Raw genomic sequence first — 23,971 nt, 5'->3', positions numbered from 1 at the left:
TGGCTTAGAGGTTAATGTTCATGGTCGATGCGATAGCAATAGATTTACTTCCAAAACGGTGGCGGATTTTATCCAGCGCCTGATAAAGTGAATACTGTTCCTCGCTCTGGGAATAGAGATCAATTTGCTCATAGCCCGTTACCAGATTAGACAAGCGCACGCCAACCAAACGAATGAGCTTCCTTTTTTGGAATAGTTGTCGAAAAAGTTCCTTGGCTTTGGCAATAAGCACTGAATCGAGCGCAGTGTATGGAATAGACGCCTGCCTGGTTACGTCTTCAAAATCAGAATAACGGATAGTCAGGGTTATGCAGGCACAAAGTTTTTTTTGTTCTCGGAGCTGAAAAGCGATGTCCATGACCATAGCGGTCAGCAGGTTGCCGATCATGACGATATCAATCGAATCGGATTTGAACGTACTCTGGGTTCCGATACTTTTAGCTTCAGAGTAGGGAATCACCGGCGAAAAATCAATGCCCTTGGACTTTTGCAAAAGCGAGAGACCATTTTTCCCGAGCAGCGCAGTCATATGATCTATGGGTACCTGGGAAAGAGTCTCGATTTTTTTGATGCCCATATCGCTGAGCTTTATAAAGGTCTTCTCACCGAGCCCGGGAATCTTGCGAATGGAAAGGGGATTTAAAAAAGGCACCACCCCCGGATATTCGATATTGAGTTCGCCATTTGGCTTGCACTCATTGGTAGCCATTTTGGAAACGGTCTTGTTTACCGAAAGCCCGAAAGAGATCGGTAGCCCGGTTTCCCTGATAACTGTCGCGCGAAGTTCGTGGGCATATTTCATGCATCCGTGAAAACGGTCCATACCGGTCATATCGATGTAGTGTTCATCAATACTAGCTTTTTCGATTAGGGGAACACGCTCTTTGAGGATGTCGGTTATTTCATGCGAGGCTTTGGAATATTCGTCCATGTTTCCGCGGAGAAAAACAGCATGGGGACAAAGCTGCTTAGCCATACGGGCAGGCATTGCGGAATGTACGCCAAACTTTCTGGCTTCATAGGAACAGGATGCCACAACGCCGCGGTCAGAACTCCCACCGATGATCACAGGCTTTCCTATTAGTCCAGGATTTTTCCTGACCTCGACCGAAACAAAAAAAGCGTCCTGGTCCATATGGATAATGTGCTTGTCCTTTTGCATAAAAAGTCAATTAATTCATTCAAAATTACTAATTATATTAGCAAATAAGAGTGTTAAAAAGTTTTTAACAATTTTCAAAACTAAAAATGTTAGTAATTATACACAACAAAAATCCTCTTATTGCATGCTACAGGCTACTTTCTGATGATCTAGCAGAAGTGTGAGATGTTAATAACTTGATAATTGAGACAATTAACATATCTAGTTATCCCGAAAAATTGGGTTTGGTTAAAAGCTTAAAGAATTGTATCTTAGTTCTTGAGAGCGTTAATTTAGATAAACGGGAATATGGCTTAGGCAATGTTCCCGTTTTCTTATCTAATAGTTTATAATTTACTAGGCTGCATTCATCTCAGATCTCGCAATCATCCAGTCTTATATAGGTTATCAAATCACCTAAATAATTATATATTTGAGATAATCTTAATTAAGCTCTATGATTTCTTACACTAAATATCCCCGTGGATCGGAATGGCGAATCTGGGATTTACATATCCACACGCCAGAGACTAAAAAAAACGATCGTTTTATTGGCCCCAACCCAGAAACGAGGTGGGAAAATTATATTCAATCAATTAATGAGAGTGCAGCCGAAATTGCATGCATTGGGATTACTGATTATTTCAGTATTGAAAATTACTTTAAGTTTAAAGCCTTCGTCGCTTCAGGGAAGATTTTGAAGAAATTTGAAATGATTATTCCTAATATAGAGCTTCGTATCCTACCAACAACGTCAACTTCTACGGCGATCAACATACATTGTATTTTCAACCCCAACATTGATCATGAAATTGAAAATCGTTTTTTAGCGAAGCTTTCGTTTCAGCATTCAGGAACAAATTATTCTGCCGCCCCTTTAGAACTTGCCAGACTTGGAAGAGTTTTGAAAGATGACCCTAATATGGAGAGCTCGATTGCCACTAAATTTGGAATTGAACAGTATGTTATAAGCTATGATCATTTACGCACAATTTTTGAAAAAGATCAAAATCTAAGAGATAACACAATTATTGTTGTTTCAAACAAAGGCAATGATGGGGTTTCTGGAATTGTAAAACATGAGGACTTTTTCACTGGGAATGTATCTCAGCTTGACGCAACAAGGCAGAGTATATATCAGTTTTCTGATGCTATTTTTTCGTCAAACGAAAATGATAGAAATTATTTCATAGGTAAGGGTGCAGATAAAAAAGAAATTGTTATCAAAAAATGCGGTACGTTGATGCCTTGTTTTCATGGATGCGACGCTCATTCAAATGATAAAATCTTTAACCCGGAGCAAAACAGATTTTGCTGGATTAAAGCTGATCCAACATTTGAAGGCCTTAAGCAGACTCTGTATGAACCAGAGGATCGAATCAGGATTCAGACCTTAAAGCCAGATATTAAAAATGAACGCTATGTTATCTCAGAACTTAAGTTTTTGGATGAGCACAATTTATTCGGGAATCGGTCCATTTATCTGAACGAAAATCTCAACTCGATTATTGGTGGAAAATCCTCTGGAAAATCTCTCCTACTCTACAACACAGCAGAATGCATTGATCCCGATCAGGTAGGAAGGGCTTCCAAAAGACTAAATTTCGAAGGTTATAAGTTTGAGCAATCATATGACTTTGAGGTTGTGTGGAAAAACGGAGAGATAGATAGATTGAATGATCGCCTGCTTACCAACAAAAACCATGGAATTACCTATATACCGCAGCTTTACATAAACTACCTCGTCGAGCGTAATAATAAAGAGGAGTTAAATGCCTTGATTAGGAACATACTTGTTCAAGATGTTATTTATAAAGCTTTTTTCGAGGCTACAAACGATCGAATAAAACGGGCTACCACTGACATTGAGCGCACTATAAATATCTACTTTCAAATTAGAAACAAAGCGTTAGAAATCCAAACTAAAATAAAGGAAACAGGCGCATCTGCAACGATTTTAAATGGCATCAACCAAATTCAAAAAAACATTGAAGACGGCCAAAAAACTTCGAATCTGAATACCCTTGAATTTTCGGCATACACATCACTGGCAAAACAAAAAGCGGAGAAAGAGAAACAACTAGCCTTAGTCGAGCAACAAGAGAGTATTATCAACAAAATTGAGGCTGAACTTTTGGCAAATATGGTCAATCTCCTTGGTAAACAGGAAGAGGAAACCACTTTTATGAAAGGACAAATAGACCGTTTACTTGACGAAGTCACTGAAATACCTGTTGGACTAAAGAAGATCAAACAGAGATTAATGGTAGATTATAAAACTTTAATTAAGAATTTCAAAGAAGAGGTCGAAAAGATTAATACTGCAAAACAAAAGTCTGATCTTATTTTAGAAATCGCCGCTTTAAATATCTCGCTCGGCCCCTACCTCGGAAAAATTGCAGGGCAGGAAGAGCTCAAAAAGCTTACGCTACAATTACAAGCAGAAACAAAGAAAAAGGAATTCTCCGAGAATCTTGAAAAACAGCTTAAAGAATTATCAAAAGATTACGAAAGTACAAGAGCTCAACTTGTGAGGTTTTTGAGCGAAAGATTCGAAGAGTATAAAAGCCTTGTCTCTACTATCAATTCGACAAAGAGTGAAATTGGATCAGAGATTAAATTAAGTGCGGAACTAATATATAAAGATCAGCAACAACCGTTATTTGATTTTGCAAACAAATCAGCGATATCGAGGGATCATTTTTTCAATTCCCTGTTTAAAAATGGGTTCTTAGACTATGGGGAGCTATTAAAGATAACGGCACTACCTATACGGGTAGTGGATGACAAATTAATTATAAGCTCAGAAATACAGATCCCACTCAAATTAAATATTGATTTTGAAAGTATACTTCGCGGCCTGATCAAAGATGAGTTTGAAATAGATTATACAGTAACGTATAAACTCGATAATCTATTAACAATGTCTCCGGGCAAAAAAGGTACTGTTCTATTAATCTTGTTCTTACAGATTAGTTCTGCAGAATATCCAATTTTGATAGATCAGCCTGAAGATAATCTCGATAATAGAACCATATATGATCTGCTGTGTCAAATGATTAAAAACAAAAAAAAGGAACGACAAATTATTATCGTTTCACATAACGCAAATCTAGTTGTTGCTACAGACAGCGAAAATATTATTATTGCAAATCAAGCAGGGCAAAGTAATACGGTAGAGACCAATCAAATGAGGTTTGAATATGTGAATGGTTCTTTAGAACATAGCTTCACTAATAATGGTACGAACATTTTACATCGGCAAGGTGTAAAGGAGCATGTAACCGATATTTTGGAGGGAGGGGGAGAGGCTTTCAAACAAAGAGAAAGGAAATATGCAATTAAATAGAAACTATTATGACATTTGAGGAGCTTTTCAATGATCCGTTATTCGTTCTTCCGAAGGAAATTCCTAAAATAAGTAATTACGCAAAGTACATTAAGAAAATTTTTGAGCAATATTTGAATCTGCTTTCTGAGGTAACAGATTTGAAAAATGTTAAAGGTTTATTGTCTAGTGTTACAATCAGTCGCACGATGGAACGACAGGAAGAATTTTTAAACGGTATAACTGACGCCATAGATCTTTATTATGCCGGAAAACCTTCAGAGGCCTATCTTGCTCTTGCAGACACAATCTCCAATCGAGTTGCGAAAAACAAATCTATGATCCGTATAGGAGAATACGAAATCGGGGAATCTTTTTACAGAAGTAGAATTGGAACGGACAACTTCCTTTATAAAAAAAACCAAATGTTCCACATTCCTTTTGAATTGAGGGGAAATGTGGCCACTCAGCGCTATAGTATCCCTGGATTTCCATCTCTTTATTTGGGCAAGACTATCTACGTTTGCTGGGAGGAATTAAAAAGACCTGATTTGAATATCTTTCAAGTTTCAAAATTAGAGAACACTGATGTAGTGACCTACATCGACCTTACTCCTCCGGATTTTACGAGTGGTTTATATAACACAAAAGTTTTTGGATACCTGATGGCATGGCCGTTAATTGCCGCCTGTTCGTTAAAAGTTTCTAATCCAAATAGCCATTTTAAGCCTGAATATATCATCCCGCAATTGCTGTTACAATGGGTGAGAAATGAAAATGAAGTGGATGGAATTAAATATAACTCAACAAATATCCCAGCTAAAACAATAAGGTCTGATGGGGAATTTCATAACCTTGTTTTCCTGTTAAAAAAAATGCCTCCAAAGGGTTATGCCCTGAGCTTTCTAGCATGTTCAGCATATCTGATCCCGTATCTTGGCAATCAATCCAGGTTACCACTGGCGGTGATTATAAACTGCCAATGAGCAAGTCCAGATATATTGACGAAAAATTACCAGATTTAAGAATATACAGTGGTCGGGAAACAAACTATAGCCGATCGGTACTTGGTAAAATGGAGTTCTATCTTGACGAAAATTCTGAAAGCATTTGAGAGTCAATGAATGTTTATAAACACAGGAAATTTAGATTTGATTGCTGCGATTTTTAAACATAAGGCCTAGACATAATTTGACTAGGCCTTCTAATTTCCCAAAACACTTTGACTTACTTCGCGCTGTTTTTCTTTTCTGTTACTTCTGATCTGATTTCCTGAGCCAGGTTTTTCAGTTCCTGCATTGCTTTGCGGACACGGGTTCCCGCTGCAGCGTTTCTGCCATCATAAAATTTTGTTACATCTGCTTCAGCCGAAGTAATCAGGTCCTGTACTTTTTTGAATTTGTCCATAATTGTTTTTTATTTGCCTGCCCATTACGGGCAGGCGCTTTAATTGATTAATTTGTTTTTACAAAAAACGAGCCACTAAAGTAGGCCACTTTTTCTAAACGCCCAAGCCCTGGGCTTCAGAAACGCCTTTTTCTTTCGATTTAGCTTTAGACACTTCCCTGTTTACCGAGGGCTGTTTTAAAAACTGCTCCCTTTTTTCGGTCCTACCGCTTGAAGTATACATGTTCAGCTGCGAGTAGCGGGGAACAGCTTCTACAAAGACTTTAAGCGGTTCGCCGTTCTTTTCAACGGTTACCGCCGGGCGGTCGCCGTTTTTCAGCTGGGACTCCAGTTTTTCCCTTTCTTTTGGCGTTTCAAGTTCCTTGATATTGAACTTGTCCAGCACTTCTTTCAGGTTAAAACCGTAAGAAGGATCGTGGTACTGGTTCATATTATAGTTCATATGCCTGTCCCGCGGACCGTCAAGATCTAGTTTCATCCATGCCTTATACGGCATACCGCCCTGGGTGAGCATATCCTCGCGGTAAACAGCACGTCCCTCGATCAGGTTAATCGCCTGAGGTGCGGTAAAGCCCTTGCCCCTGTCTACCCAGATGGTCTGCGGCAATGGCGGGTTGCGGAAAATCCTGCCGAAATCTTTTTCGACATAATTGATCTTTCCGTTTTCCATAGATGCCAGCTGTGTTTTATGCGCAGCATCCTTTCCTACGGCAAGTTCGGCATTACCGGTGTGTTTTTTGAAAAGCTCAATGGCTTCGGCAACATTTTCTCTTTTCCAGACATTGTTTTTTCCCGGCGTATCGGAAGGGGAGATAACCAGATACTGCTGCCCCGCTTCCAGGGCTTTGCCCTCGTTCAGCGAAACGTCAAACTTGTTGAGATAATAGTTCTCGCTCTGCCCGGACTGTTTAAAGTATACGTTCAGATCCACCTGTCCTTTGTGGCCGTTAACCTGGTCCTTTAGGACAAACTCGGGAAGGCCGGCTTTGACCTGCTCTTCCATCTTTTCTATAAGCTCCGCTTTGAAGCCCAAAGTTTTCATCTCCGCTTTGAGATTTTCCAGATTGTTCAGATTCATAAGATATTGGTTTTTATGGTTAATATTCTGCGCCATTGCGCTTAGTTTCTCGATTTCAGCACGATCGTCCGCGCGGTTTCCGGATACGCCCGAGTGGATGTCCGGGGGGAAAATAAACCGAACGGTAAAAAGTTTCCCTGCGAAAGGGAATATCCCTGAGAATGGATTTTTCCAGTGGCATCCCCTTTAAGTACCTGTACATGAGCTGATCGACGATCTCGTTTGCCCGGGCCCAGGTTTTTTCGTCTTTTAACGGATCAATATTGGTGAACCGGTACAGTTCCTTCATGATTTTGTCCATCTCCTCCCTGAGGGGATCAGGCCTCATGTAATCACGCGAAAAAAAATGCCCCGAATGCAGGGACCAATCGACCTTTTTCATGCGTTCTTCAATCTTCCGGCTATCTACCCCGTTGATCTTAGTGTGCACCAGTTTGCCGTAATCCGGGTTTAGGATCAGGGCGTAGCCGAAAAGATGAAAGTTCATTTCGGCATCGGCTTCAATAAAGATTTCGAACTCCCGCTGTTTTCCCTGAAACGCGCGTGAGATTAAAATCGGTTCCGCATTCTGCGGGTCATAAAAAAACTCCCTGATCTGTTTCTCCGAATCCGTTCCGTCCAGCCCGATCTTATGAAGCTCAGCCCGAACAGTGTCGATCTGCTTTTGAAAAGGGTTAACGGAGGATGCCTGCCGGCTCAGATCCCTTAGCTTTTGCGGGCGGTCGATCAGTCTTAGTACCTGTGAAATATGCACGCTTACCGGAAAGTAGATCCGGTCGAGCGCATCCCCGTTCGGGATTTCTACCGCATAGTCATCGATCCGGACCGGGCCATACTGGAGATCGGTCATGGGATAGAAATCGACCGTTTTTCCATTATGGATTCTTTCGACCATAAGATCCGGGCCTTCCGGATAATCTATAATGGCCTTGATCCGCTTGCCGATACCCGGTTCATTGAGCCCGCAGAGTTCCAGCATGGATATCGCTTTGGGCATCCCGCTCAGCATGAGTTCCCGGCTCCAGGGCAGTTTGGCATATGGTTCCATCCAGCTCATAGGCTCTGATTAATATTTTTTAACAGGCTGGTTGTTGCGGAGCAGAACGGAATAACCTGGCTTGAATTTTATTTTGACACGCTTCACTTTCTTGGAGAAAAGGCTTTTGGCGGCATCAATCCCAGCCCCTGCAACCTGCGCGCCCATCGACTGGTCCATCGTCATAAACTGAAGGCTTCTTACCGCATCATCTGCGCCACCGGAAATGGCCTGCCCGACCACCGCATCGGGGGCCGAAATTCCCCTGATCCCATCAAGGCCATAAACCGAAAGATCTACCGGAATGATGCGGTTGCCCGTCCTGATGGTTTTGATGTCCAGCAACAACCGCTGGTTGGTCAGGTTGCAGATCCCGAAAAGGAGCTGTCCTTTTGAAAGGTAGATCCCGTTGATCACCAGGCTATCGGTCAGGCGAAGCTCAAGGGCCGAACCCTGGCTAACGGTCTGCTTCCTGTTGATTACCGCAGGTATCGCAGCAAAAAGGCTGTCCGGGGAATCATTTACCTGTCTGATATAGGCATCGCGGACGCGTTCGGGATGCTGGATATCAAGAACCTTTTCGAGCATGCCGCTGAGCTGTTTCATTTCTGCATCCTCGCCCTTTGAGGACTGCATGTTCGACATGAGAGACTCAAGCCTGTCCACGTCGGACTTCATACCCGGAACCCGGATTTCCCGTCTGACCGGTTTAACAGGACCGGAATTATCGGTGGAGGAGATCTGCTTACCCAGCAGTTCAAGTTTCTCATTGATCTGGTCTGCGGGATCCTTTTCAGTGGGACGAAATCCCAGCCGCTCAGAAATCTGGTCCAGGCTGCCCTTAGAAGCTGAATCTTTTGCGCCGAGCTGATAAATATCCATCTTGTCCCGGGGCACTTCTTTTTTAAAGGTCGCATTGGGAAGCGAAGTACTGATTTCCTTTCTTGGTGCCGGACCGGACGGACTGCCCTGTCCCCAGCCGAGAGCATAAAATGCAAGCGCCAGAAATGGCATGAGCAGCAGCGGCAAGACCAGGAGGATTTTTCTCGGGTCTTTCTTTTTTTGATTTTCCATGTTTTTGTTTTATTAGTTGATTAATCCGAATATTAGCGACATGCAGTACAGCCCTGTCATCGTGCAGAAAAGGATAAAAATTGCCATCAGTGTCTGAGCCGAAAGCTTTCTGCAATGCTGGTTGAGCCAGTCTGCTATTTTGCGATGGAACAGCCCGATGTTTCTCTGTGACACGGACCCAAAAGCGGTCTGTACTTTTTCTTCTTGTTTCATGGTTGGGGCTTTTGAGGTTCATCGTGGTTGTCCAGGGTTTCCCAGTTCTGGATCAAAAACCCGTGCGGATTGTCATCCGAACGGCTGACGTTGCGAATCTCACCTGCGGTGATGAGTTTTCTGACCAGTGTCGAACTGGACCGGATCAGGCGCTGGGTAGCATAGCACCTGAACCTGTAAGGATACTGATCGAGATCAAGCTCTGTGCTGTCCACGGTAATTTCCTGGGAGATATTGGCCGAGATCAGGTTATTGAAATAGCCCTTTTCCCGCAGGTTGTCATAAGCTTTTTTGGCGCTTTCATCTGCAAGGTTCAGCGCCATCAAGATGTTTGCCCGGATCACCTTTTCATCGGGATCCATGGAAAAGAAATAGTGGTGGAACATTTTTACATGGTCCCTGATCTCAACTGAAATGTTGTCCCTGCGCGCTGCGCCGGCTGCTTCCAGCGCCTTTCCGTTTGCCAGGATATAAACCCGGTCTTGCGCCCGAGAGGCAATATCAAATCCCTTGTAGATCGCAAAACCGGATATCAGCAAGCAGGCCAGGATCAGGAAGATGCTGAAGCGTTTGATGTGCCGGAAGGCGGTGTCGATATTTTTGAACTGTGTGAACATAAGATCTGTTTTAAGATGATTTTCCTGTTATTCGAGATTTCTGGTGACTGGACTGGTCCGGGAAATAATCCCCCTGTGCAGCGCTTGCATAACCCTGCGCCTGTTTTCTGGCACTATCGCCCAAGGCATCGGCAACCATTCCGCCCCCACCCATGGCCATTCCGGCCGCCCTGCCGGGCGTACCTACGAAAAGCGAGTTGACCTTGGTCAGTATTGCATTTCCCCCGCCTGCGTGCACGACATAATTTGCGACGTTGGGCACCGAGAAATAGCCGACGATCCCAATGATGAGAAAGATCAGGTAAGCGGTATCCGTGGAAGAAAAAAAAGTATCGCCTTGCGCCTCGATCTGCGAGAGATCTACTTTGATCATGTTTTCTTGGATTTTTCCAAGGATGCTACCGAATATGTTGGCGATGGGCAGCCACAAAAAAATGTTCACGTATCTCGCCAGCCAGACGGTAAGGGTCTGCTGAAATCCGTCGAACACTGCAAAGCCGAAAACAAGCGGGCCTAGTATAGCCAGTACGATCAGGAAAAATGTCCTGATGGTATTGATGCAGAGGGCAGCTGAGGCATAGAGTACCTCGAGCACTTCCTTGAGCCAGGACTTGATGGAATTGCGGAAGTTGTAGCTCTGTTTTTCCATCCAGAACTGCATATCGTTTCCAAGCCCGTCGAGAAAAGTCTCATCATCCCGTCCCGGATCCTTGGGGTGGGTATATTTATACCATTTGTCACTGTCCCCCTGACCGGATTCGCCGACATACATCTGCCAGTTTTTGGACTTTTTGATTGCCTCTTCCTTCGCCTTTAACAGCCGTTCGATGGCTTTGTTGCTGTCAGATACCATGGCACCCGTCGCGGTCACGGTCGGACTGAGAATCCCGTTCATGATTCCGATCACTGCAGGAAACATCATAATGCAAAGGCCAAGGGCAAAAGGCCTGAGCAGGGGATAAAAATCAATGGGTTCTGCCGAGGCGATCTGCCTCCATACCTTGTTGGCAATGAACCAGAGGGCTCCAAAACCTGCGATGCCCCTTGCAACATCGATCAGCCTGGAGCATAGCGGAAGCATATCGTTATATACCCTGTCCAGTACCGGCTGCATGCCATTGAGCTCGCTGGCGATTCCCTGCGCGGATGCGATCCAGGGGAGCAAAACAAAAGCAAGGGCTGCGCCTGAACCCTTAAAAAAAAGGCTTAAAATATTTTTCATGATGGTCGTTTTTTATTGTTTCCGAACAAGCGTTTTTGTAGTCTCCAAGTCTGCCTTTGCCCGTTTTCGCTGAAGAAGCAAAAGACCGGCCTGCTGGTTAAAGCTTCGCAGGAAATCGAGCTTACCTAAAGTATCCTCGAAAATGCGGTCAATGCTGTGAAGCCTTTCCTCATCGTTCATGCGGAGTTTGGAAGAAGTGATCACCATGGTCAGCTCATCCAGATTGTCGAGCGACCCTTTGGCCAAGCTGCCGTATACACTGGACAGGTAGTCCATTTCCCCAGCATCGAAGAGATCAGAACCACTAAATCTTTTCAGGGCGCTTTTGTATTCTATAACCAGATCCTTTTGGGCAGCAATAATATCGGCCACGCGTCTATATTTTCTCACCTCGGGACTGACCGCCATCAGGCCGTCCAGAAAAACCTCATGGATGGAAAAATTACCCTCGGCAATATGCTGCACCCCTTGATATCCATTGGAGACCACCATATATCCTTTTTTCATATCCGAAAGAATGTTCTTGAGCTGGCTCAGTTTTTCAACATTCAGTAACAGCTGCTGGGCTTCGGTCGACTGCGCATCTGCAATCTTGCAGAAAGACAGAAGTGAAAGCAATACCAAAATGAAACATCTATTTTTCATACCATTCCTCCATTTCCAATAAATCTTTAATTTCCCTGCTTTTAGAATTCTGCAGACTGATTAAGCCTGAAAGAAAGCGCTGTGCAAAGGCTTCTTTCTCTTCCATGGCAATGTTTATTTTATCTATTCTGGCAAGCCGTTCCTCATCTCCCATTTCCAGTTTTCCCGAGCTCAGCACAAGCAACAGTTCTTCGAGATCATAAAGACAGCTCTGCTGAAGATTATTTTTCACCCTAACCAGATAGTCACTATGAATAGGAAAGCTTTCAATCTGCACATTGATTCCCCTGATTACACGCCGCACCGATAACTGTTTTTCCAAAATTTGCCTGGCTGCGCTGCTGCCAAGAATTTCGGGGCTTACCTTTTTGAGCGAAGCGAAAAAACCCTCGTGAAGACTGAATTCCCCTTTTGAGGCATCCTTTATAAAGGATAGCCCTGATTTTGAGATCTCATATCCTTTTTTCAGGTAGCCTGCATAAAGTTTCAGTGCGGCGAGCTGTTCCAAAAGATATTTCTGCTGGGTCTTCTTTTGGGAAAACCATTCGGACCAGGTCTGCGCCGATGCGCCAAGGGAGATAAGCATCAGGATGCCCAGCATCCCGGCTTTAACTTTTTTAATTGATCCCATAAAGCTCCCTTAGTTTAGCGGCCTCGTCCAGCGAGGCGGAGCGCTGAATACTGACCGAAATGTTTCCTGCATTGAACTGTTTGAGGTCACGGTAGTTTTCGTCCATCTTGTCCGCAGCGGCCACTATAATCTCGAGCCTCTTCGCATCGCTCATCTGTGTCTTAAAGGAATTTACGACCAGCAGGACCTGATCGAGGTTTTTCACGCTTTCCTCAAGGATACCGAGATAGGTTTTCTCCATTGTCTGAAGCTCTTCGGCATTAAAGTGCCTGTCCTTTTGGAACATTCCCCATGCCCACTTGTATTCATCAACGATTGCTAGCTGCTTGGCCGTCAGTTCTTTTACCCGCTTATAATAGGCAATTGCGGATTTCACTTTCCATAGCGATGTATAGTATTCGGAATAAAGATCCTTCTGTCTTTCGGTCCAGTCGGCGATTTCGGTCAGTTTTAGCTTGGAAAGCTGGTTTTCCAGCACCTTCTGCGCATTCTGAAGCCAGATGGTCTCGTTCTGAAGGCGCTGAACTTTGAGGTCAACGGCTTTGATTACTTTTTTTACGCCGGCCTTGATCACTTCAAGAACAGCGATCTGCGCGGTTGCCCCTTTTGGGATACTCACACAGATGGTCATTGCGCTGACCGGCAGGATTACCATATAGTTTCTCATGATTCGTCTGATTTTGTGCCCGATAAATCCCATTATTTTTGACGGGTTCGGCAGGCTGTTTCTCAATTTGGCGGTGCGTGGCCATGCACCAGTTTGAAGCGCTCTCATATCTATTTTTTTATTTTTTGATGTACTTTCTTTTCCCTATCCGGATGTATCCCGAATCGGGGTAGACCGTGATAAGCTTTCCCTTTTTTATTTCGCTAAGGGTTTTGGTACTTTCATCGTAAACCGCCTGCCATTCCTCCCGTTCATATTGTCTCTTGCCTGTGACTCCTTCACGGATCAGGTTATAGCCTGTCCTTCTGTGCAGCAGAAAATTATTGGATGCAGCGGATTCAATGATCAGGGTATCATCCGCTTTGCTGAATTCTCCGATAGCGGAACTTACAAATGTGCCGGAAATAAAATCCCGGGACTGGTCTGCATGGCAGGCAGCAAGACCTGCTACCGTTAAGGCCATAAACATTGTCTTTAGTGTTTTCATAGTTATAAGAGTTTACTGTTTCTGATTTCACCTGCTAACATTTCGATGCCTTTTTGAATACTCCCGTACTGCCGGGCGTAACGCTGTACCTGGATCTTTTCGGATTCCTCAGTGGTATAGGCGAGGTATTCTTCAAGCGATACTTCTGTTCTATAGACCTGGCTATATTGGCCGCCGAGCGAGACAAATACCTCCTTGTACTTCCTCTTGGGATCATTCGCTCTGTTCATGGAAAGGATCTGGGCTTTTTCTTTTTCGGTCAGGCCGAGCAATTCCTGGATCGCATCGAACTTGTTCTGGTACTTGCTCTGATCGAGCAGGATCTTGCAGTCGGAGTTGTTGATGATCGCCTGCTTAACGATGGGCGAGGAAATAATATCCTCTACCTCTTGGGTAACCACGACCGCCTCGCCAAAGAACTTGCGCACGGTCTTGAACAGGTAGCGGATATATTCGGCCATGCCTTCCTTGGCAATGGCTTTCCAGCATTCCTCGATCAGGATCATCTTGCGGACCCCTTTGAGCTTTCTCATTTTGGAGATAAAGACTTCCATGATGATGAGGGTTACTGCGGGAAAAAGAATCGGATGGTCCTTGATCTCATCGAGCTCAAAGACTATAAAGGGTTTGTTCAATAGATCGAGCTGCCCGGTGGCATTGAGCAGGTAATCAAATTCGCCTCCTCGGTAAAATGGCTTCAGCACATAAAGAAAACTGTTGATGTCAAAATAGGCTTCCCTTACCTTGGTTTCCTCGAGCATCAAAAGGTATTCGCTCGAAAGAAATTCATAAAAGGAATTAAAACATGGAAAGATATCCGCATGGGCAGCCAGGTGCTGAAAGTAAAGGGTCAGCCCATTGGAAATGCCCACATATTCTGCTCTGGTAAAAGTCTCTCCCTCTCTTTTGGAAAGCGCCAGCAATAGCGTTTTGATACTTTCCTTCTTCTCGGTATCGAGGACTTCACCCTCACTCAGGAAAAAAGGGTTAAAGGCAATCGGATCGTTTTCGCTGTAGGTAAAGTAATAGCCGCCGACCAGATCGCAAAGGCCCTTGTAACTATGACCGACATCGACCAGCAGCACATGGGTACCCTGCTCATAGTAGCTTCGGACCATGTGGTTGGTAAAAAAGGACTTACCGGATCCCGAGGGGCCAAGGATAAACTTGTTCCGGTTGGTGGTATAGCCAAAGCTCATCGGCTCATCGGAAATATCCACATGGACGGGCCTTCCGGAAATGCGGTCGCCCAGGCGCATACCAAAGCCAGAGCGCGAATCGCGGTAATGGCTTTCCATATTGAAAAAGCAGGTGGCCTGTTCGAGAAAGATATCAAAGGTATCATTCATGGGGAAATCTGCCTGGTTTCCGGGAAGTCCCGCAAACCATATCTGCGCCTGCCCGTCGGTCTCTCTTTTTGCGGTCGCATCCATAGAGGCCATGGCAGAGCTTACCTTGTTACGGAGATCCTTACCCAAAGCCGCCTCGTCCGACCAGGCCAGCACGTTGAAATGCGCCTTGACCGGAAGCCTTGAAAAGGCAACCGCTTCATTCAGGAAATCGTTCACTCCGTCCCGCGAGACCGCATTTTCCCTCGAATAAGCAGATAGGGACTGTAGGCGAAGCTTTTTGGCTTCCAGCCTTTTGATGGTTTTCTGCGTATCGCCGATAAACACATACTGGTTTAAAATATGGTTGCAGTCCAGAAGCGAACCCAATGGTCCAGCAAAACCGATGCTGAACTTGGAACGGTCTGTTGAATATGCCTCGTAATTGATCCGGCTTCCGCAAAATGCGGGAAGATCCTCCACATCCGAGAGCGTATAAAGCTCGCACCGCTTGTCGCCGATCCTGATCTCCTCGCGCAGGTGGATATCCCTGATGATCGGCGATTCCTTTTCACCAAGCAAAAAACAGTAACGTTCCATGATGCCCGCCTCATTGGCTGTCCCCGACAGCGCATCATCGTTCATGCGCTCCAGTCGGACAAAACCCGAATCGGAAAGAATCCTTTCGAACTGTCCGGCACTTTCCAGAAACTCCGAAAACAAAACAGGGTTGATGGTCTGGGGCGGAACAATAGATTTCCGGAGGATATTGCTGTAGGCCGAGCTCGAAGCTTTGCGACCAGCGGGCTTGCGGGTCAGAAAGATATAACAGCTGTGCTCAACCGATGGGCGGTGGTTAAAAAACCGCTCACTGGAACGGGATAGAAAACCAATGCCCTCTTTTCCAAAATCGGCCCTGAAATTTTCCTGAAGGAACCAGTCCTGTTTATGAAAAACGCTGCCCTGCGGCAAAACCTTTATAGATTTCACCCAGGCCTGGTGATAGCTTTCATAGTCGCGGTCCGAAAGGGAAAATATCTCGGGCAATGTCGCCCGGTAGCCAATAGTGATGTCACCCTGATGAGAAAGAATACAGCTGTGCTCTATTTTGTATATTGGTAAGATGTTGATCGCTTCGGTCATGGCAGATTAGTTTTGGGAATAAGTTTTTGGATGCTTTAGGGTAGTAAAGAGTCTTCTGGATCGGAAACGGATGCTAACGGGCAGACTTCTTTTTGCCAGGAACTTCATCAGCCCGAATTCACCGAACCTGTGGCTCAGGCGGAAGGTGACCATGAAGAGCGCAGTTCCAAGCAGCAGGATCAGCGGAAGGACCAGAAATAAGGAAAGCCCGGATATATAGAGCACGGCAAAGGATACCAGCAAAAGCACCAGGCCGATGGCGAGGTAGGCTATGTACTGAGCCTTTAAGCCCTTAAAGACTATCGGCTTGGACACGCCCTTGTTTATGGAATATAGGCTTGCCATGGTTAGATACCGAAAAAAGATTTTAGAACAGTAGCGACCACGACCAGAAAAATACAGCTGCCGAACCACGCCGCGGCCACTTTATTGGTATCTGGCTCACCGGCATTCCATTTGTTGAAGACCTTGATCGCCCCAATGATCCCGACCACTGCTCCGATGGCGTACATCAGATCGCAGCCGGTATCGAAATAGCCCTTTACCTTGTTTGTGGCTTCCTGGATTCCCGCGTTGCCGTCCTGGGCAAAACATAATCCTGGGAAGATATAGTTGAGTGTTAGCCATGCCATGCAGAACATTGCAGTTTTTAAAAGGGCTTGCCTCCTGGCTTCTTTAAATGAGTTATTTTCCATAATAAATTCTTTAAGTAAAAAATCAGCTGTTTAGTCCCACAGGTTTTCGAGTTCAGCAGCGCTGAGCGAGAAAGGCGCATGTTCACGGATAAAAAGATTGACCTGCGAGATATTGGGATTGGAGCCTATCCTGCCATATTTATCGCCCAGGATTTCAACCATCCTAAAAAAATCGGATTTGTTTCCGTCCTGCTTTGCAAGAAGCTCAAAAATCTGTCTGAGCTCCCAGATCACGTCCGGTATAAGGCCAAGCTGATCATCATGCAGCCTGTCCGTTGAATGATCTGCCCCGAAAGCGATTGTACTTATACTAACTTTTTCCATTCCATCGGGAAGTTTTGACGGGCCCATCAGATCATGTTCTGTTTCACTATCGAGTTCTTTATCGGGATAACTGGTCAAGGGCTTTTCTGTGATCACCGAAGGCCTGCCCTGAAAAAATGAAAAGAACTCTGTGCGGTAAGCGGTCAGCAGAACTCCGGAATACCATGCAAGAGATAGAACCGAAGAAGTAAGCAGGAACTGTGTCCAGGAGAATTGTTGTAACATAAGCGGTTTTTTTTTCGGTGCGCCCCATTGCGCTGGCCCGTTGTCAGGAACAAAATTTCAAAAACTACAAGGCTTGAAAACGGTATCACGTAAGCGAGCCCCAACGAATTATTCAGGATTCTGATTTTTGCTTGTTCTTTTCATGATCAGATGGGTTTTCCTTAGTAACCTCAAGCATCATTTCTTCCATTTTTTTTCGGCAGCAGTCACAGCCTTCCGAGAATTTCTCAAAGTAGATGGCATCAATCCAGGGAACAAGCGGATTAAAAATCCTCGTAGGCCTGTATTCAAAACCCATATTCCATTTCAGGTAAACGGTGATCAGGTAGTAAATGAAGAGTTCTGAAAGAATGGTTAGTGCAATAATTTTCAGGGTTTCCATAAATGTGGTTCTAAGAAAAATAATGGATTGATTTTTTAATAGCCATAGCGGCTCTTCTGGTCAGTGGGGATAAATGCGTCGCCGTCCTCGATGCGTTTATTGACCAGCTTCTGCATTTCATCCAGAAACCGGGTCTTGCTCATGGACTTGCGCATTTTGATGTCCGTAAATTTTTTAAAATAGCGCGTCAGGTTGATCTCGAAAAGCTGACCAAAAAAGTTCATGAGTTCGGCAAGGCTTGCCTCTCCCGAATTGATCTGACCGGTTTCGTAGATTCCATAAATAAGCTCGATCAGATTGACCGAATCCCCGGTCCACTTTAGCGCAATTTTGTTTCTGAACGGCTGTTCACCGCCTGCGGCGTTTAAAATCTCGATTTCCCGCAGCAGATAGTCCAGTATTTTTTCATAGGCGATGAACTTGGAAAAAAGATAATCTGCGGGCGTACCGAATTCCCGGTCTATTTCGGGCACTTCGGAAAAGCCCAGTACCACGGCATTTTTGCCACGGATAAAATATTGCCCGTCAAGCTCGTTGGCATCAAGCCTGTAATACTGATAGAGAAATTCATTCTGACGAAAAAAACGGTTGATGTATAAAATCTGGTGGTTAAGGTATGTGATCTGTTCCTCTTTTTTCCCGCGGGGAAAATTGATTTCAATCGCATAGCGCTCGGTTATAAAGATCAGCCAGGCATAGATCGGAGGCTTTTCGTACTTAAAAAAACGGACTTCTTCTTCCGGAGTCGAAAATTCTGTCTCCAGGGTGCCGACCCTTAATGCCACGAGTATCTGTTGAACGCTGGCCAGGCCTGTTTTTAATTTTTCCAGTGGCAGCTCGATCTGGTCTGCTTTTTCCATTTCTCCTTGCAGCTTGAGGTATAGCTGTTCTGCTAGTTTCTTTTTCATGGGATGATGCTTTAGGTTAAAAAAAGAGAGCGAAAAAATCAATCAGTGTGGATACAGAAAACTAATTGAGAAGCAGTTACAATAAAAGCCCAAAATTTCCGTTCAAAATTTTGTATCCATCCGACAGGACAATATTAGTCCACATAAAGGCGCGAAGATTTGATTTCGATCACAATCGAAGAACGCATGAAAAATTCTTTTTTTAGGGAGGCCGATTTACTCGAAACCCTCGGATTTATTATGCCCATTTCTGCACCTATGCAGCAGCGGGTAAATGAGCAGGTCATCACCCAGACATTCAACCGAAAAAAACTTTTATTAAAGCCCGGCGAAATAGCACGGAGACTTTATTTTATCCGCAGTGGTTTTCTCCGTGCCTATTTCATTGATGAGAACGGGCGGGAATGCACTACCTGGTTTATGGGAAAAGGAGACCTGATGATCTCCGTGTACAGCTTTTTTACCCAGCAGCCTGCCCATGAGTACATCGAAGTCCTTCAGGACTGTAAGCTTCAGTCGCTAACTTGGAATGAGCTCAATGCCTTTTATGCAGACTTTAGGGAAGGCAATCTGCTTGGCCGTGTGGTCACCCAGAAGTACTACATTTTAAGCGAGGAAAGAGCAATTTTTCTGCGCACCCATACCCCTGAAACCAGGTATAAAATCCTGCTCGGAAGATATCCCGAAATTGAGCAGCAGACCACCCTAACCAATATCGCAAGTTACCTTGGAATCAGCCGGGAAACGCTGAGCAGATTAAGGGCAAAAAAACTCAAGATGTGTCACCAGTCACAAAATGGCGAAAATTCTATCTCTCATTTTAACTAAAAAAACGCGATATGAAAACGAAATTTAAAATAATCGCCCTATTGCTTTTCACTTTTTCGGCCTGCCAGAAAGAGATCATAACCGAATTACCGATAAACCCGCCAACCGGAAAAATAAACCTGACGAAAGCGGATGCGAGGGCCTTCATAGATAGCCAAAAAACAATTTACGCCGATAGCAATTCTGCCTTAGAAAACCTAAACTGGAATGAGGCCAGAATTATAGATACCAAAAACGGAAACATCTGGAAAATAAATCTAGCTGGACAGCCAACTTTCCAGAATGTAAAACAGGGCTACCGCCAGCTGGCGATAAGGCGAAACTTAAAAAACAATGAAATCGATGCACGTATCCTCGAAGTTATTCCGGATGCCATCTACCTTCAAAAAGAAAAATACGCATCCCAAAAGACCTTCACCGGAAGGGTTTTCCAGTATGACCTTGCCTACAAGTTAAAGGGCGGCCAGCTTTTTAGCGGTGGCAAACAGATCGGTGAGATCGGAACAAAAGAGCAGTTTGAAAAACAGCCAGTCCAGGGACTGAAAGAAATAAATCCGTTAAAGGGAATACAGGGAAAGGTGATGATGATGCAGTTTATGGAAAGCTGCGCCTGGTATCAGGACAGCTATGTTGATGCAAACGGAGAGTTTACGGTTCATTCGGAAAGGATATGCAGTTATTACGGTTATGATGACGGCATGAACTGGGGCGGAGGTGGCAACAATACCATTAACCAGGAAGTTTCTACTGGCGGAGATGGTGGTGGAAGAAGTTCAGGTTCTGAGCCTTCACCTCCCCCTCCTGCCCCATCCAATCTCCCAGGGGAAAACAACAACCAGGTTGATCCAAAAAAGATGATGGAGTGCTTTTCTCAAATCACGAATCCAAATGCAGCTTTTGTTGTCAGGGTATATGTCATCGAACCACAGCCCGGAACGTCATTCAATGTTGGCCAAAACAGTTTTGGGCACGTTGCTATTTCACTAAGCAAGACAAGTGGCAATACCACGATAACACAAACTGTGGGATTTTATCCAACTGGTTCAGGACTTGAAAAACTTGATTCAAAATCGAGAATTTTGGATAACGGTTTTTCAGAATATGATATCAGTGCCACATATTTTGTAAATAGAGACAGCTTCCAAAAACTGGTTGATTATATTAGTGATCCACCGACAAGTTATCACTTCACAGATTTTAATTGTTCAGCTTTTGTTTACGCCGCAGGGCAAGCCGGAAACATTCCGATTCCTGATCCTACAACCGCAATTGGACTTTCTGGACCTGGAGGCACTGGTTTTGCAAAAACACCAGCAGGAATGGCAAGCGCTTTGCGGGAGCAAAAAATCAATAATCCAAACTCAGATATAAATGAAGGTGGTGGTATAATGCCTGAAAGTAAAGGGCCATGTAACTAAAAATTATGAAAAAAATCAGAAATAAAATTTTACTTATAATTATAGGGATTATATTTATTAGTAACCTACCCCCTGTTTATTATTTTCTCGGGGAGGAATATCATTATCAAAATTTTGATGCAAGTTTTGAATTTACTGAACAACCAGGTACAACGCAGAATTTTTATATGGCTTCAAGAAGATTCGAAAGTTTTAAAGAACGGAATCCTAATAATATTAATCAAACACTTTATCGAACATTTACAATAAAACCTTGGAAATTCTGGGAATGGTGGAGCATGATTAGTAAAGGCAAAAGATTCAAATGCCAATATTTAAATTTTAGGAATCACGGTGAATAATTAGCAGGATATATTAAAAGAATTACGTTCCAACAAACGATAACATTGGGATATATCAATTAAATATTTAATCCTATTATTATATTGGTCAAGAAAGTTACTTAAGCTAGGTTGTTGATAGCTTGATATGCACTTCGAGTTGGCTAGAGGATTATGAGTCTTCTAGCCTAACCGCCCTTATATGAGGCAAAATGTGCTTCTCTGACTTACAGAAGCAATTTACGGACTATTTTTGAAATCGCAAAATTTTGCTCTGTTACGTATTTGTTACGGTTTTCTTCTGGGATTATTAGATAGCAAAGAATGTATCACACTATGCTTGGCAGCCATTCAGTTCAATAATCTTTTTTTTCTGAAATCGAAAGATGCAATTACGTCATCCGGTGGCATTGGTTGTTTTGTGGTCTTCATGCCTCCAGACTTAATTATACCATGCTTTAACGGTCATACTATTAACCTACTGAACCGAAATTAATTAGGGGCCTGTACCATGCCTGCTCCAAAATCTTCAGGTTGCTCTTTCGACAATTTTAAATCATCGCAGGAAGCAGTCAGATGGGCAAGGAGATTATTAAGGTTGAACTGGCGTTTAGTTATTAATTTTTCTGCCCATAGCGCTGCGATCCCCGCAACATGAGGGGTAGCCATACTTGTACCGTCCATAGACACCAAGCCACCGCCAATTTCAGCAGATATAATATCGACACCAGGTGCGGAAAGCGTAGCTCCGGTATTTGAAAATTCTGCAACATAATATCCGCTCCCCTTAGCGCCTAGTGCACCGACTGAAACGATGCCGTCCGATATCGCAGGCGGACTTACCGCAATTTTGTAGTCTGGCCTTGAACTTTCGTTCCCAGCTGCACCTAGAATTAGCACAGGTTGGGTAGATTTGTTACTGGCCTGTGTCCTTATCAGGTTCGCCAGCCGTTCGAACAACAATATATTTTTCCGGTATCCTTCCAATGCATGGGATACCGCTGCCTCGGTCTGCATACCTTCCTTCTCTAGCTCCGCAACATAACCAGGAAAATCTATTCCCAGGGACATGGATATAACATGGGCCCCGTTCTTGACCGCCCAATGGATTGCATCTATCAAAATATCGGTACTTCCACCGTCCTGACCCAGTACCTTTCCAATCAGAACCTCTTCTACTCCAGTCGCTATACCGATGCGATGTCCATCAACGTCTCTGCCGAAGGCAACGCCAGCGCAATGTGTCCCATGGCCGTTTGTGTCACCATTTCCCTCGCCGGTAAAGTCTTTCTCTATAATGTTTACACCATTGAAAGCTGGATGCGAATTATCAATTCCAGTGTCCAAGATCGCTATCTTGATCCCTTTGCCACTATACGAAGATGATGTGACACCGACCGCACCAATATTCCAGAGATACTCGTCTGAAGGCTTTTTTGATCCTGCTGCTATCTTTTTAGGTTTGATAAGTTTTAGTGGAATAGTTGGAGCAATGGCAATAACGTTTTGATTGCTTTTCAAAAATTCCTGTTCGTTCTGATCGTCTAAAGATTGTACTGAGATATCGAATTTTGCTTTTAATACTTCCTTACTTAGAGCTTTAAATGACGGACTCAAAGTTTTTCCATTATCCAGAGATTGCTTCTCCACCGTTTCCGTAGAATACAATACTATATATTTTTTTTTCATATATTATTTAAGAGCAGAGTCTATAGGTTGGCTTTAAATTCTCCGTATGCTTTGTGTTCCCAATTGTAAAAGTCTTCAGGGTTAGACCAAAATTGCTTCCAGGCTTCGTTCAAAAGCGTATACACTTTGTGGGTCGCTCCAACTGTGGGGATATCTGAACCGATGTTTTTAGTTCCGATAAGACAATGTTCTGCCGCACTTTTTAATAGAATCTCAGGTACAGCAATTGCAAATTCGCTTTCATCTGATTTCACTGCCACAATGATCTTTTTGAATTCCTCCCATTTTTGTTTAATCTGGTCAGCATCATCTTTAAACCCTATTAATTCAAGAGCGAATAGGATAGCCTTCATTCTTGCTTCATCAGGTGGATGGGAGGTTTTCTGGTAGGTGGGAATCTTGTAAACATCCCAAGACATCTTTGTACACATATGTAAATTAGACCATACGTAAGCGGGGCCAAGTGTGTACGTAGCGTACAAATCACAAAATAACTCAGCAGACCAATTTTCCAACCACGAGTCTTTGTATATATAAATCGGATCAAATTCCGTTTCGGCTGTTTGGTTTAATGTTCGACGTTGTATCTCCGCCTCGAAATGCTTTTTAATCTCGATGTTGAAATACCCAAGGCTGCTCTGAAAAGGCTCAACTTTAGGATTATCCAAAGAAAGAAGTGGGTGCCCAAGTTCATGATAAATATCTGGAAGGTGTAACAGAAACTCCGATTCCAATAACGGTATGCAAATTAGATTATAAAAAGGATAGATGTGATAATACTTTTGAGATAGACAAGATGCAACTGGTGTTGGCAAAGGATAGTCAATTTCTGTACAGATTTGATGAACCAGCTTATTAATAAACTCGTCATCCTTATCCTTTCTGCTCATAGCAGCAATTACAACATTTTCAATATCCGCCATTTTACCAGCTAAACGTTTAAACTGGTAAAATTTCTGACGAATATTTACTGGATTATTGTACACGACATCATTGTATAGGTGATCAAGCTCCCCAACTATACCATCAATCTCACGATTCGCTGTAGTTGCTAATGGAGAAAAATATATACCTAAATCTCGGGCTCCAGGTATTTTCTCCATCAAAGCTTTTCCTTTACCTATCGATTCCTTGATGGCTCCATTGATATAAGTATACATGCTGG

The 23,971-nt window shown here is 43.8% G+C and carries 26 protein-coding genes; 6 read left to right on the top strand and 20 right to left on the bottom strand.

Annotated elements, in window-relative coordinates:
* Positions 1–4: 4 nt before the first annotated feature.
* Entirely contained in the window at positions 5–1,162 is a 1,158-nt protein-coding gene (gene dinB, locus DHW03_RS15500; protein ID WP_109926762.1) for a DNA polymerase IV, read from the bottom strand.
* 436 nt (positions 1,163–1,598) lie between these two features.
* Between dinB and DHW03_RS15495 the strand changes: the two genes are divergently transcribed.
* Genes DHW03_RS15495 through DHW03_RS19585 form a run of 3 tightly spaced genes read left to right on the top strand, consistent with a single transcriptional unit; the run spans position 1,599 to position 5,583 of the window.
* Positions 1,599–4,490: a TrlF family AAA-like ATPase gene (locus DHW03_RS15495; protein ID WP_109926761.1), complete on the top strand. Its 2,892-nt coding sequence runs from the start codon at positions 1,599–1,601 to the stop codon at positions 4,488–4,490.
* Positions 4,491–4,498: 8 nt separating this feature from the next.
* Complete coding sequence (locus tag DHW03_RS15490; protein ID WP_109926760.1) at positions 4,499–5,455, top strand: RES domain-containing protein; 957 nt, start codon at positions 4,499–4,501, stop codon at positions 5,453–5,455.
* Complete coding sequence (locus DHW03_RS19585; protein WP_262503185.1) at positions 5,452–5,583, top strand: hypothetical protein; 132 nt, start codon at positions 5,452–5,454, stop codon at positions 5,581–5,583. Before DHW03_RS15490 ends, DHW03_RS19585 begins: the two co-directional genes overlap by 4 nt.
* Positions 5,584–5,696: 113 nt before the next feature.
* Here the strand turns inward: DHW03_RS19585 and DHW03_RS15485 are convergent, their stop codons facing one another.
* The 17 genes from DHW03_RS15485 to DHW03_RS15410 all read right to left on the bottom strand — a co-directional run bounded on the left by DHW03_RS15485 (position 5,697) and on the right by DHW03_RS15410 (position 18,551).
* Positions 5,697–5,876 carry a histone H1 gene (locus DHW03_RS15485; RefSeq protein ID WP_109926759.1) on the bottom strand — a complete coding sequence of 60 codons (180 nt, stop codon included), beginning with the start codon at positions 5,874–5,876 and terminating at the stop codon, positions 5,697–5,699.
* Positions 5,877–5,970: 94 nt separating this feature from the next.
* Entirely contained in the window at positions 5,971–6,990 is a 1,020-nt protein-coding gene (locus tag DHW03_RS15480) for a hypothetical protein (RefSeq protein ID WP_109926758.1), read from the bottom strand.
* Positions 6,991–7,009: 19 nt separating this feature from the next.
* Entirely contained in the window at positions 7,010–8,011 is a 1,002-nt protein-coding gene (locus DHW03_RS15475) for a hypothetical protein (protein ID WP_133248536.1), read from the bottom strand.
* A 9-nt stretch (positions 8,012–8,020) separates the two neighbouring features.
* A complete protein-coding gene (gene traM, locus DHW03_RS15470; protein WP_240618555.1) occupies positions 8,021–9,064 on the bottom strand; it encodes a conjugative transposon protein TraM in 1,044 nt (347 codons plus the stop codon).
* A gap of 12 nt (positions 9,065–9,076) precedes the next feature.
* A complete protein-coding gene (locus tag DHW03_RS19195; RefSeq protein WP_133248535.1) occupies positions 9,077–9,277 on the bottom strand; it encodes a hypothetical protein in 201 nt (66 codons plus the stop codon).
* A complete protein-coding gene (traK, locus tag DHW03_RS15465; protein ID WP_109926756.1) occupies positions 9,274–9,894 on the bottom strand; it encodes a conjugative transposon protein TraK in 621 nt (206 codons plus the stop codon). Before traK ends, DHW03_RS19195 begins: the two co-directional genes overlap by 4 nt.
* A 10-nt stretch (positions 9,895–9,904) precedes the next feature.
* The gene (gene traJ / locus DHW03_RS15460; RefSeq protein ID WP_109926755.1) at positions 9,905–11,116 is read right to left on the bottom strand and encodes a conjugative transposon protein TraJ; all 1,212 of its coding nucleotides are present in this window, start codon (positions 11,114–11,116) and stop codon (positions 9,905–9,907) included.
* Between the two features lie 12 nt (positions 11,117–11,128).
* Entirely contained in the window at positions 11,129–11,761 is a 633-nt protein-coding gene (locus tag DHW03_RS15455) for a hypothetical protein (protein WP_109926754.1), read from the bottom strand.
* Positions 11,751–12,392 carry a hypothetical protein gene (locus DHW03_RS15450; protein WP_109926753.1) on the bottom strand — a complete coding sequence of 214 codons (642 nt, stop codon included), beginning with the start codon at positions 12,390–12,392 and terminating at the stop codon, positions 11,751–11,753. Before DHW03_RS15450 ends, DHW03_RS15455 begins: the two co-directional genes overlap by 11 nt.
* Complete coding sequence (locus DHW03_RS15445) at positions 12,379–13,167, bottom strand: conjugal transfer protein TraI (protein ID WP_317046818.1); 789 nt, start codon at positions 13,165–13,167, stop codon at positions 12,379–12,381. The genes DHW03_RS15450 and DHW03_RS15445 overlap by 14 nt, the downstream gene beginning before the upstream one ends.
* A gap of 10 nt (positions 13,168–13,177) precedes the next feature.
* Positions 13,178–13,546: a hypothetical protein gene (locus DHW03_RS15440; protein WP_109926751.1), complete on the bottom strand. Its 369-nt coding sequence runs from the start codon at positions 13,544–13,546 to the stop codon at positions 13,178–13,180.
* A 2-nt stretch (positions 13,547–13,548) separates the two neighbouring features.
* Positions 13,549–16,017 (bottom strand): TraG family conjugative transposon ATPase, encoded by a 2,469-nt coding sequence (locus DHW03_RS15435; protein ID WP_109926750.1) that lies wholly within the window; start codon positions 16,015–16,017, stop codon positions 13,549–13,551.
* 6 nt (positions 16,018–16,023) lie between these two features.
* The gene (locus DHW03_RS15430) at positions 16,024–16,362 is read right to left on the bottom strand and encodes a DUF4133 domain-containing protein (RefSeq protein ID WP_109926749.1); all 339 of its coding nucleotides are present in this window, start codon (positions 16,360–16,362) and stop codon (positions 16,024–16,026) included.
* A gap of 2 nt (positions 16,363–16,364) precedes the next feature.
* Positions 16,365–16,658 carry a DUF4134 domain-containing protein gene (locus DHW03_RS15425; RefSeq protein ID WP_205941025.1) on the bottom strand — a complete coding sequence of 98 codons (294 nt, stop codon included), beginning with the start codon at positions 16,656–16,658 and terminating at the stop codon, positions 16,365–16,367.
* A gap of 84 nt (positions 16,659–16,742) precedes the next feature.
* Positions 16,743–17,261 carry a hypothetical protein gene (locus DHW03_RS15420; RefSeq protein ID WP_133248534.1) on the bottom strand — a complete coding sequence of 173 codons (519 nt, stop codon included), beginning with the start codon at positions 17,259–17,261 and terminating at the stop codon, positions 16,743–16,745.
* Between the two features lie 112 nt (positions 17,262–17,373).
* Entirely contained in the window at positions 17,374–17,643 is a 270-nt protein-coding gene (locus DHW03_RS15415; RefSeq protein WP_109926746.1) for a hypothetical protein, read from the bottom strand.
* Between the two features lie 35 nt (positions 17,644–17,678).
* Positions 17,679–18,551 (bottom strand): RteC domain-containing protein, encoded by an 873-nt coding sequence (locus tag DHW03_RS15410; protein WP_109926745.1) that lies wholly within the window; start codon positions 18,549–18,551, stop codon positions 17,679–17,681.
* Between the two features lie 186 nt (positions 18,552–18,737).
* Here DHW03_RS15410 and DHW03_RS15405 point away from each other — a divergent pair, with 186 nt between their 5' ends.
* From DHW03_RS15405 to DHW03_RS15395, 3 genes are read left to right on the top strand one after another with little or no spacing between them, the layout of a single operon-like run.
* On the top strand, positions 18,738–19,379 hold the full coding sequence (locus DHW03_RS15405; protein ID WP_109926744.1) for a Crp/Fnr family transcriptional regulator: 642 nt from the start codon (positions 18,738–18,740) through the stop codon (positions 19,377–19,379).
* Between the two features lie 11 nt (positions 19,380–19,390).
* Positions 19,391–20,797 (top strand): hypothetical protein, encoded by a 1,407-nt coding sequence (locus tag DHW03_RS15400; RefSeq protein WP_109926743.1) that lies wholly within the window; start codon positions 19,391–19,393, stop codon positions 20,795–20,797.
* 5 nt (positions 20,798–20,802) lie between these two features.
* Complete coding sequence (locus tag DHW03_RS15395; protein WP_109926742.1) at positions 20,803–21,138, top strand: hypothetical protein; 336 nt, start codon at positions 20,803–20,805, stop codon at positions 21,136–21,138.
* 471 nt (positions 21,139–21,609) lie between these two features.
* Here DHW03_RS15395 and DHW03_RS15390 read toward each other — a convergent pair whose 3' ends face one another.
* Both DHW03_RS15390 and DHW03_RS15385 read right to left on the bottom strand, forming a co-directional pair.
* Positions 21,610–22,806: a S8 family peptidase gene (locus DHW03_RS15390; RefSeq protein WP_109926741.1), complete on the bottom strand. Its 1,197-nt coding sequence runs from the start codon at positions 22,804–22,806 to the stop codon at positions 21,610–21,612.
* A 20-nt stretch (positions 22,807–22,826) separates the two neighbouring features.
* Positions 22,827–23,966, bottom strand: coding sequence for a hypothetical protein (locus tag DHW03_RS15385; protein WP_109926740.1), 1,140 nt, complete (start codon positions 23,964–23,966; stop codon positions 22,827–22,829).
* Positions 23,967–23,971: the final 5 nt, after the last annotated feature.

Source organism: Pedobacter yonginensis (assembly GCF_003173595.1).
In the GTDB taxonomy this organism is placed as follows: domain Bacteria; phylum Bacteroidota; class Bacteroidia; order Sphingobacteriales; family Sphingobacteriaceae; genus Pedobacter; species Pedobacter yonginense.
Note: the sequence above shows the minus strand (reverse complement) of the source record. Positions and strands in the feature narration are given on the sequence as shown.

Coding starts and splice junctions, on each gene's coding strand:
- dinB (WP_109926762.1), bottom strand. CDS start 1,162: ATGCAAAAGGACAAGCACATTATCCATATGGACCAGGACGCTTTTTTT.
- DHW03_RS15495 (WP_109926761.1), top strand. CDS start 1,599: ATGATTTCTTACACTAAATATCCCCGTGGATCGGAATGGCGAATCTGG.
- DHW03_RS15490 (WP_109926760.1), top strand. CDS start 4,499: ATGACATTTGAGGAGCTTTTCAATGATCCGTTATTCGTTCTTCCGAAG.
- DHW03_RS19585 (WP_262503185.1), top strand. CDS start 5,452: ATGAGCAAGTCCAGATATATTGACGAAAAATTACCAGATTTAAGAATA.
- DHW03_RS15485 (WP_109926759.1), bottom strand. CDS start 5,876: ATGGACAAATTCAAAAAAGTACAGGACCTGATTACTTCGGCTGAAGCA.
- DHW03_RS15480 (WP_109926758.1), bottom strand. CDS start 6,990: ATGGCGCAGAATATTAACCATAAAAACCAATATCTTATGAATCTGAAC.
- DHW03_RS15475 (WP_133248536.1), bottom strand. CDS start 8,011: ATGAGCTGGATGGAACCATATGCCAAACTGCCCTGGAGCCGGGAACTC.
- traM (WP_240618555.1), bottom strand. CDS start 9,064: ATGGAAAATCAAAAAAAGAAAGACCCGAGAAAAATCCTCCTGGTCTTG.
- DHW03_RS19195 (WP_133248535.1), bottom strand. CDS start 9,277: ATGAAACAAGAAGAAAAAGTACAGACCGCTTTTGGGTCCGTGTCACAG.
- traK (WP_109926756.1), bottom strand. CDS start 9,894: ATGTTCACACAGTTCAAAAATATCGACACCGCCTTCCGGCACATCAAA.
- traJ (WP_109926755.1), bottom strand. CDS start 11,116: ATGAAAAATATTTTAAGCCTTTTTTTTAAGGGTTCAGGCGCAGCCCTT.
- DHW03_RS15455 (WP_109926754.1), bottom strand. CDS start 11,761: ATGAAAAATAGATGTTTCATTTTGGTATTGCTTTCACTTCTGTCTTTC.
- DHW03_RS15450 (WP_109926753.1), bottom strand. CDS start 12,392: ATGGGATCAATTAAAAAAGTTAAAGCCGGGATGCTGGGCATCCTGATG.
- DHW03_RS15445 (WP_317046818.1), bottom strand. CDS start 13,167: ATGAGAGCGCTTCAAACTGGTGCATGGCCACGCACCGCCAAATTGAGA.
- DHW03_RS15440 (WP_109926751.1), bottom strand. CDS start 13,546: ATGAAAACACTAAAGACAATGTTTATGGCCTTAACGGTAGCAGGTCTT.
- DHW03_RS15435 (WP_109926750.1), bottom strand. CDS start 16,017: ATGACCGAAGCGATCAACATCTTACCAATATACAAAATAGAGCACAGC.
- DHW03_RS15430 (WP_109926749.1), bottom strand. CDS start 16,362: ATGGCAAGCCTATATTCCATAAACAAGGGCGTGTCCAAGCCGATAGTC.
- DHW03_RS15425 (WP_205941025.1), bottom strand. CDS start 16,658: ATGTTCTGCATGGCATGGCTAACACTCAACTATATCTTCCCAGGATTA.
- DHW03_RS15420 (WP_133248534.1), bottom strand. CDS start 17,261: ATGTTACAACAATTCTCCTGGACACAGTTCCTGCTTACTTCTTCGGTT.
- DHW03_RS15415 (WP_109926746.1), bottom strand. CDS start 17,643: ATGGAAACCCTGAAAATTATTGCACTAACCATTCTTTCAGAACTCTTC.
- DHW03_RS15410 (WP_109926745.1), bottom strand. CDS start 18,551: ATGAAAAAGAAACTAGCAGAACAGCTATACCTCAAGCTGCAAGGAGAA.
- DHW03_RS15405 (WP_109926744.1), top strand. CDS start 18,738: ATGAAAAATTCTTTTTTTAGGGAGGCCGATTTACTCGAAACCCTCGGA.
- DHW03_RS15400 (WP_109926743.1), top strand. CDS start 19,391: ATGAAAACGAAATTTAAAATAATCGCCCTATTGCTTTTCACTTTTTCG.
- DHW03_RS15395 (WP_109926742.1), top strand. CDS start 20,803: ATGAAAAAAATCAGAAATAAAATTTTACTTATAATTATAGGGATTATA.
- DHW03_RS15390 (WP_109926741.1), bottom strand. CDS start 22,806: ATGAAAAAAAAATATATAGTATTGTATTCTACGGAAACGGTGGAGAAG.
- DHW03_RS15385 (WP_109926740.1), bottom strand. CDS start 23,966: ATGTATACTTATATCAATGGAGCCATCAAGGAATCGATAGGTAAAGGA.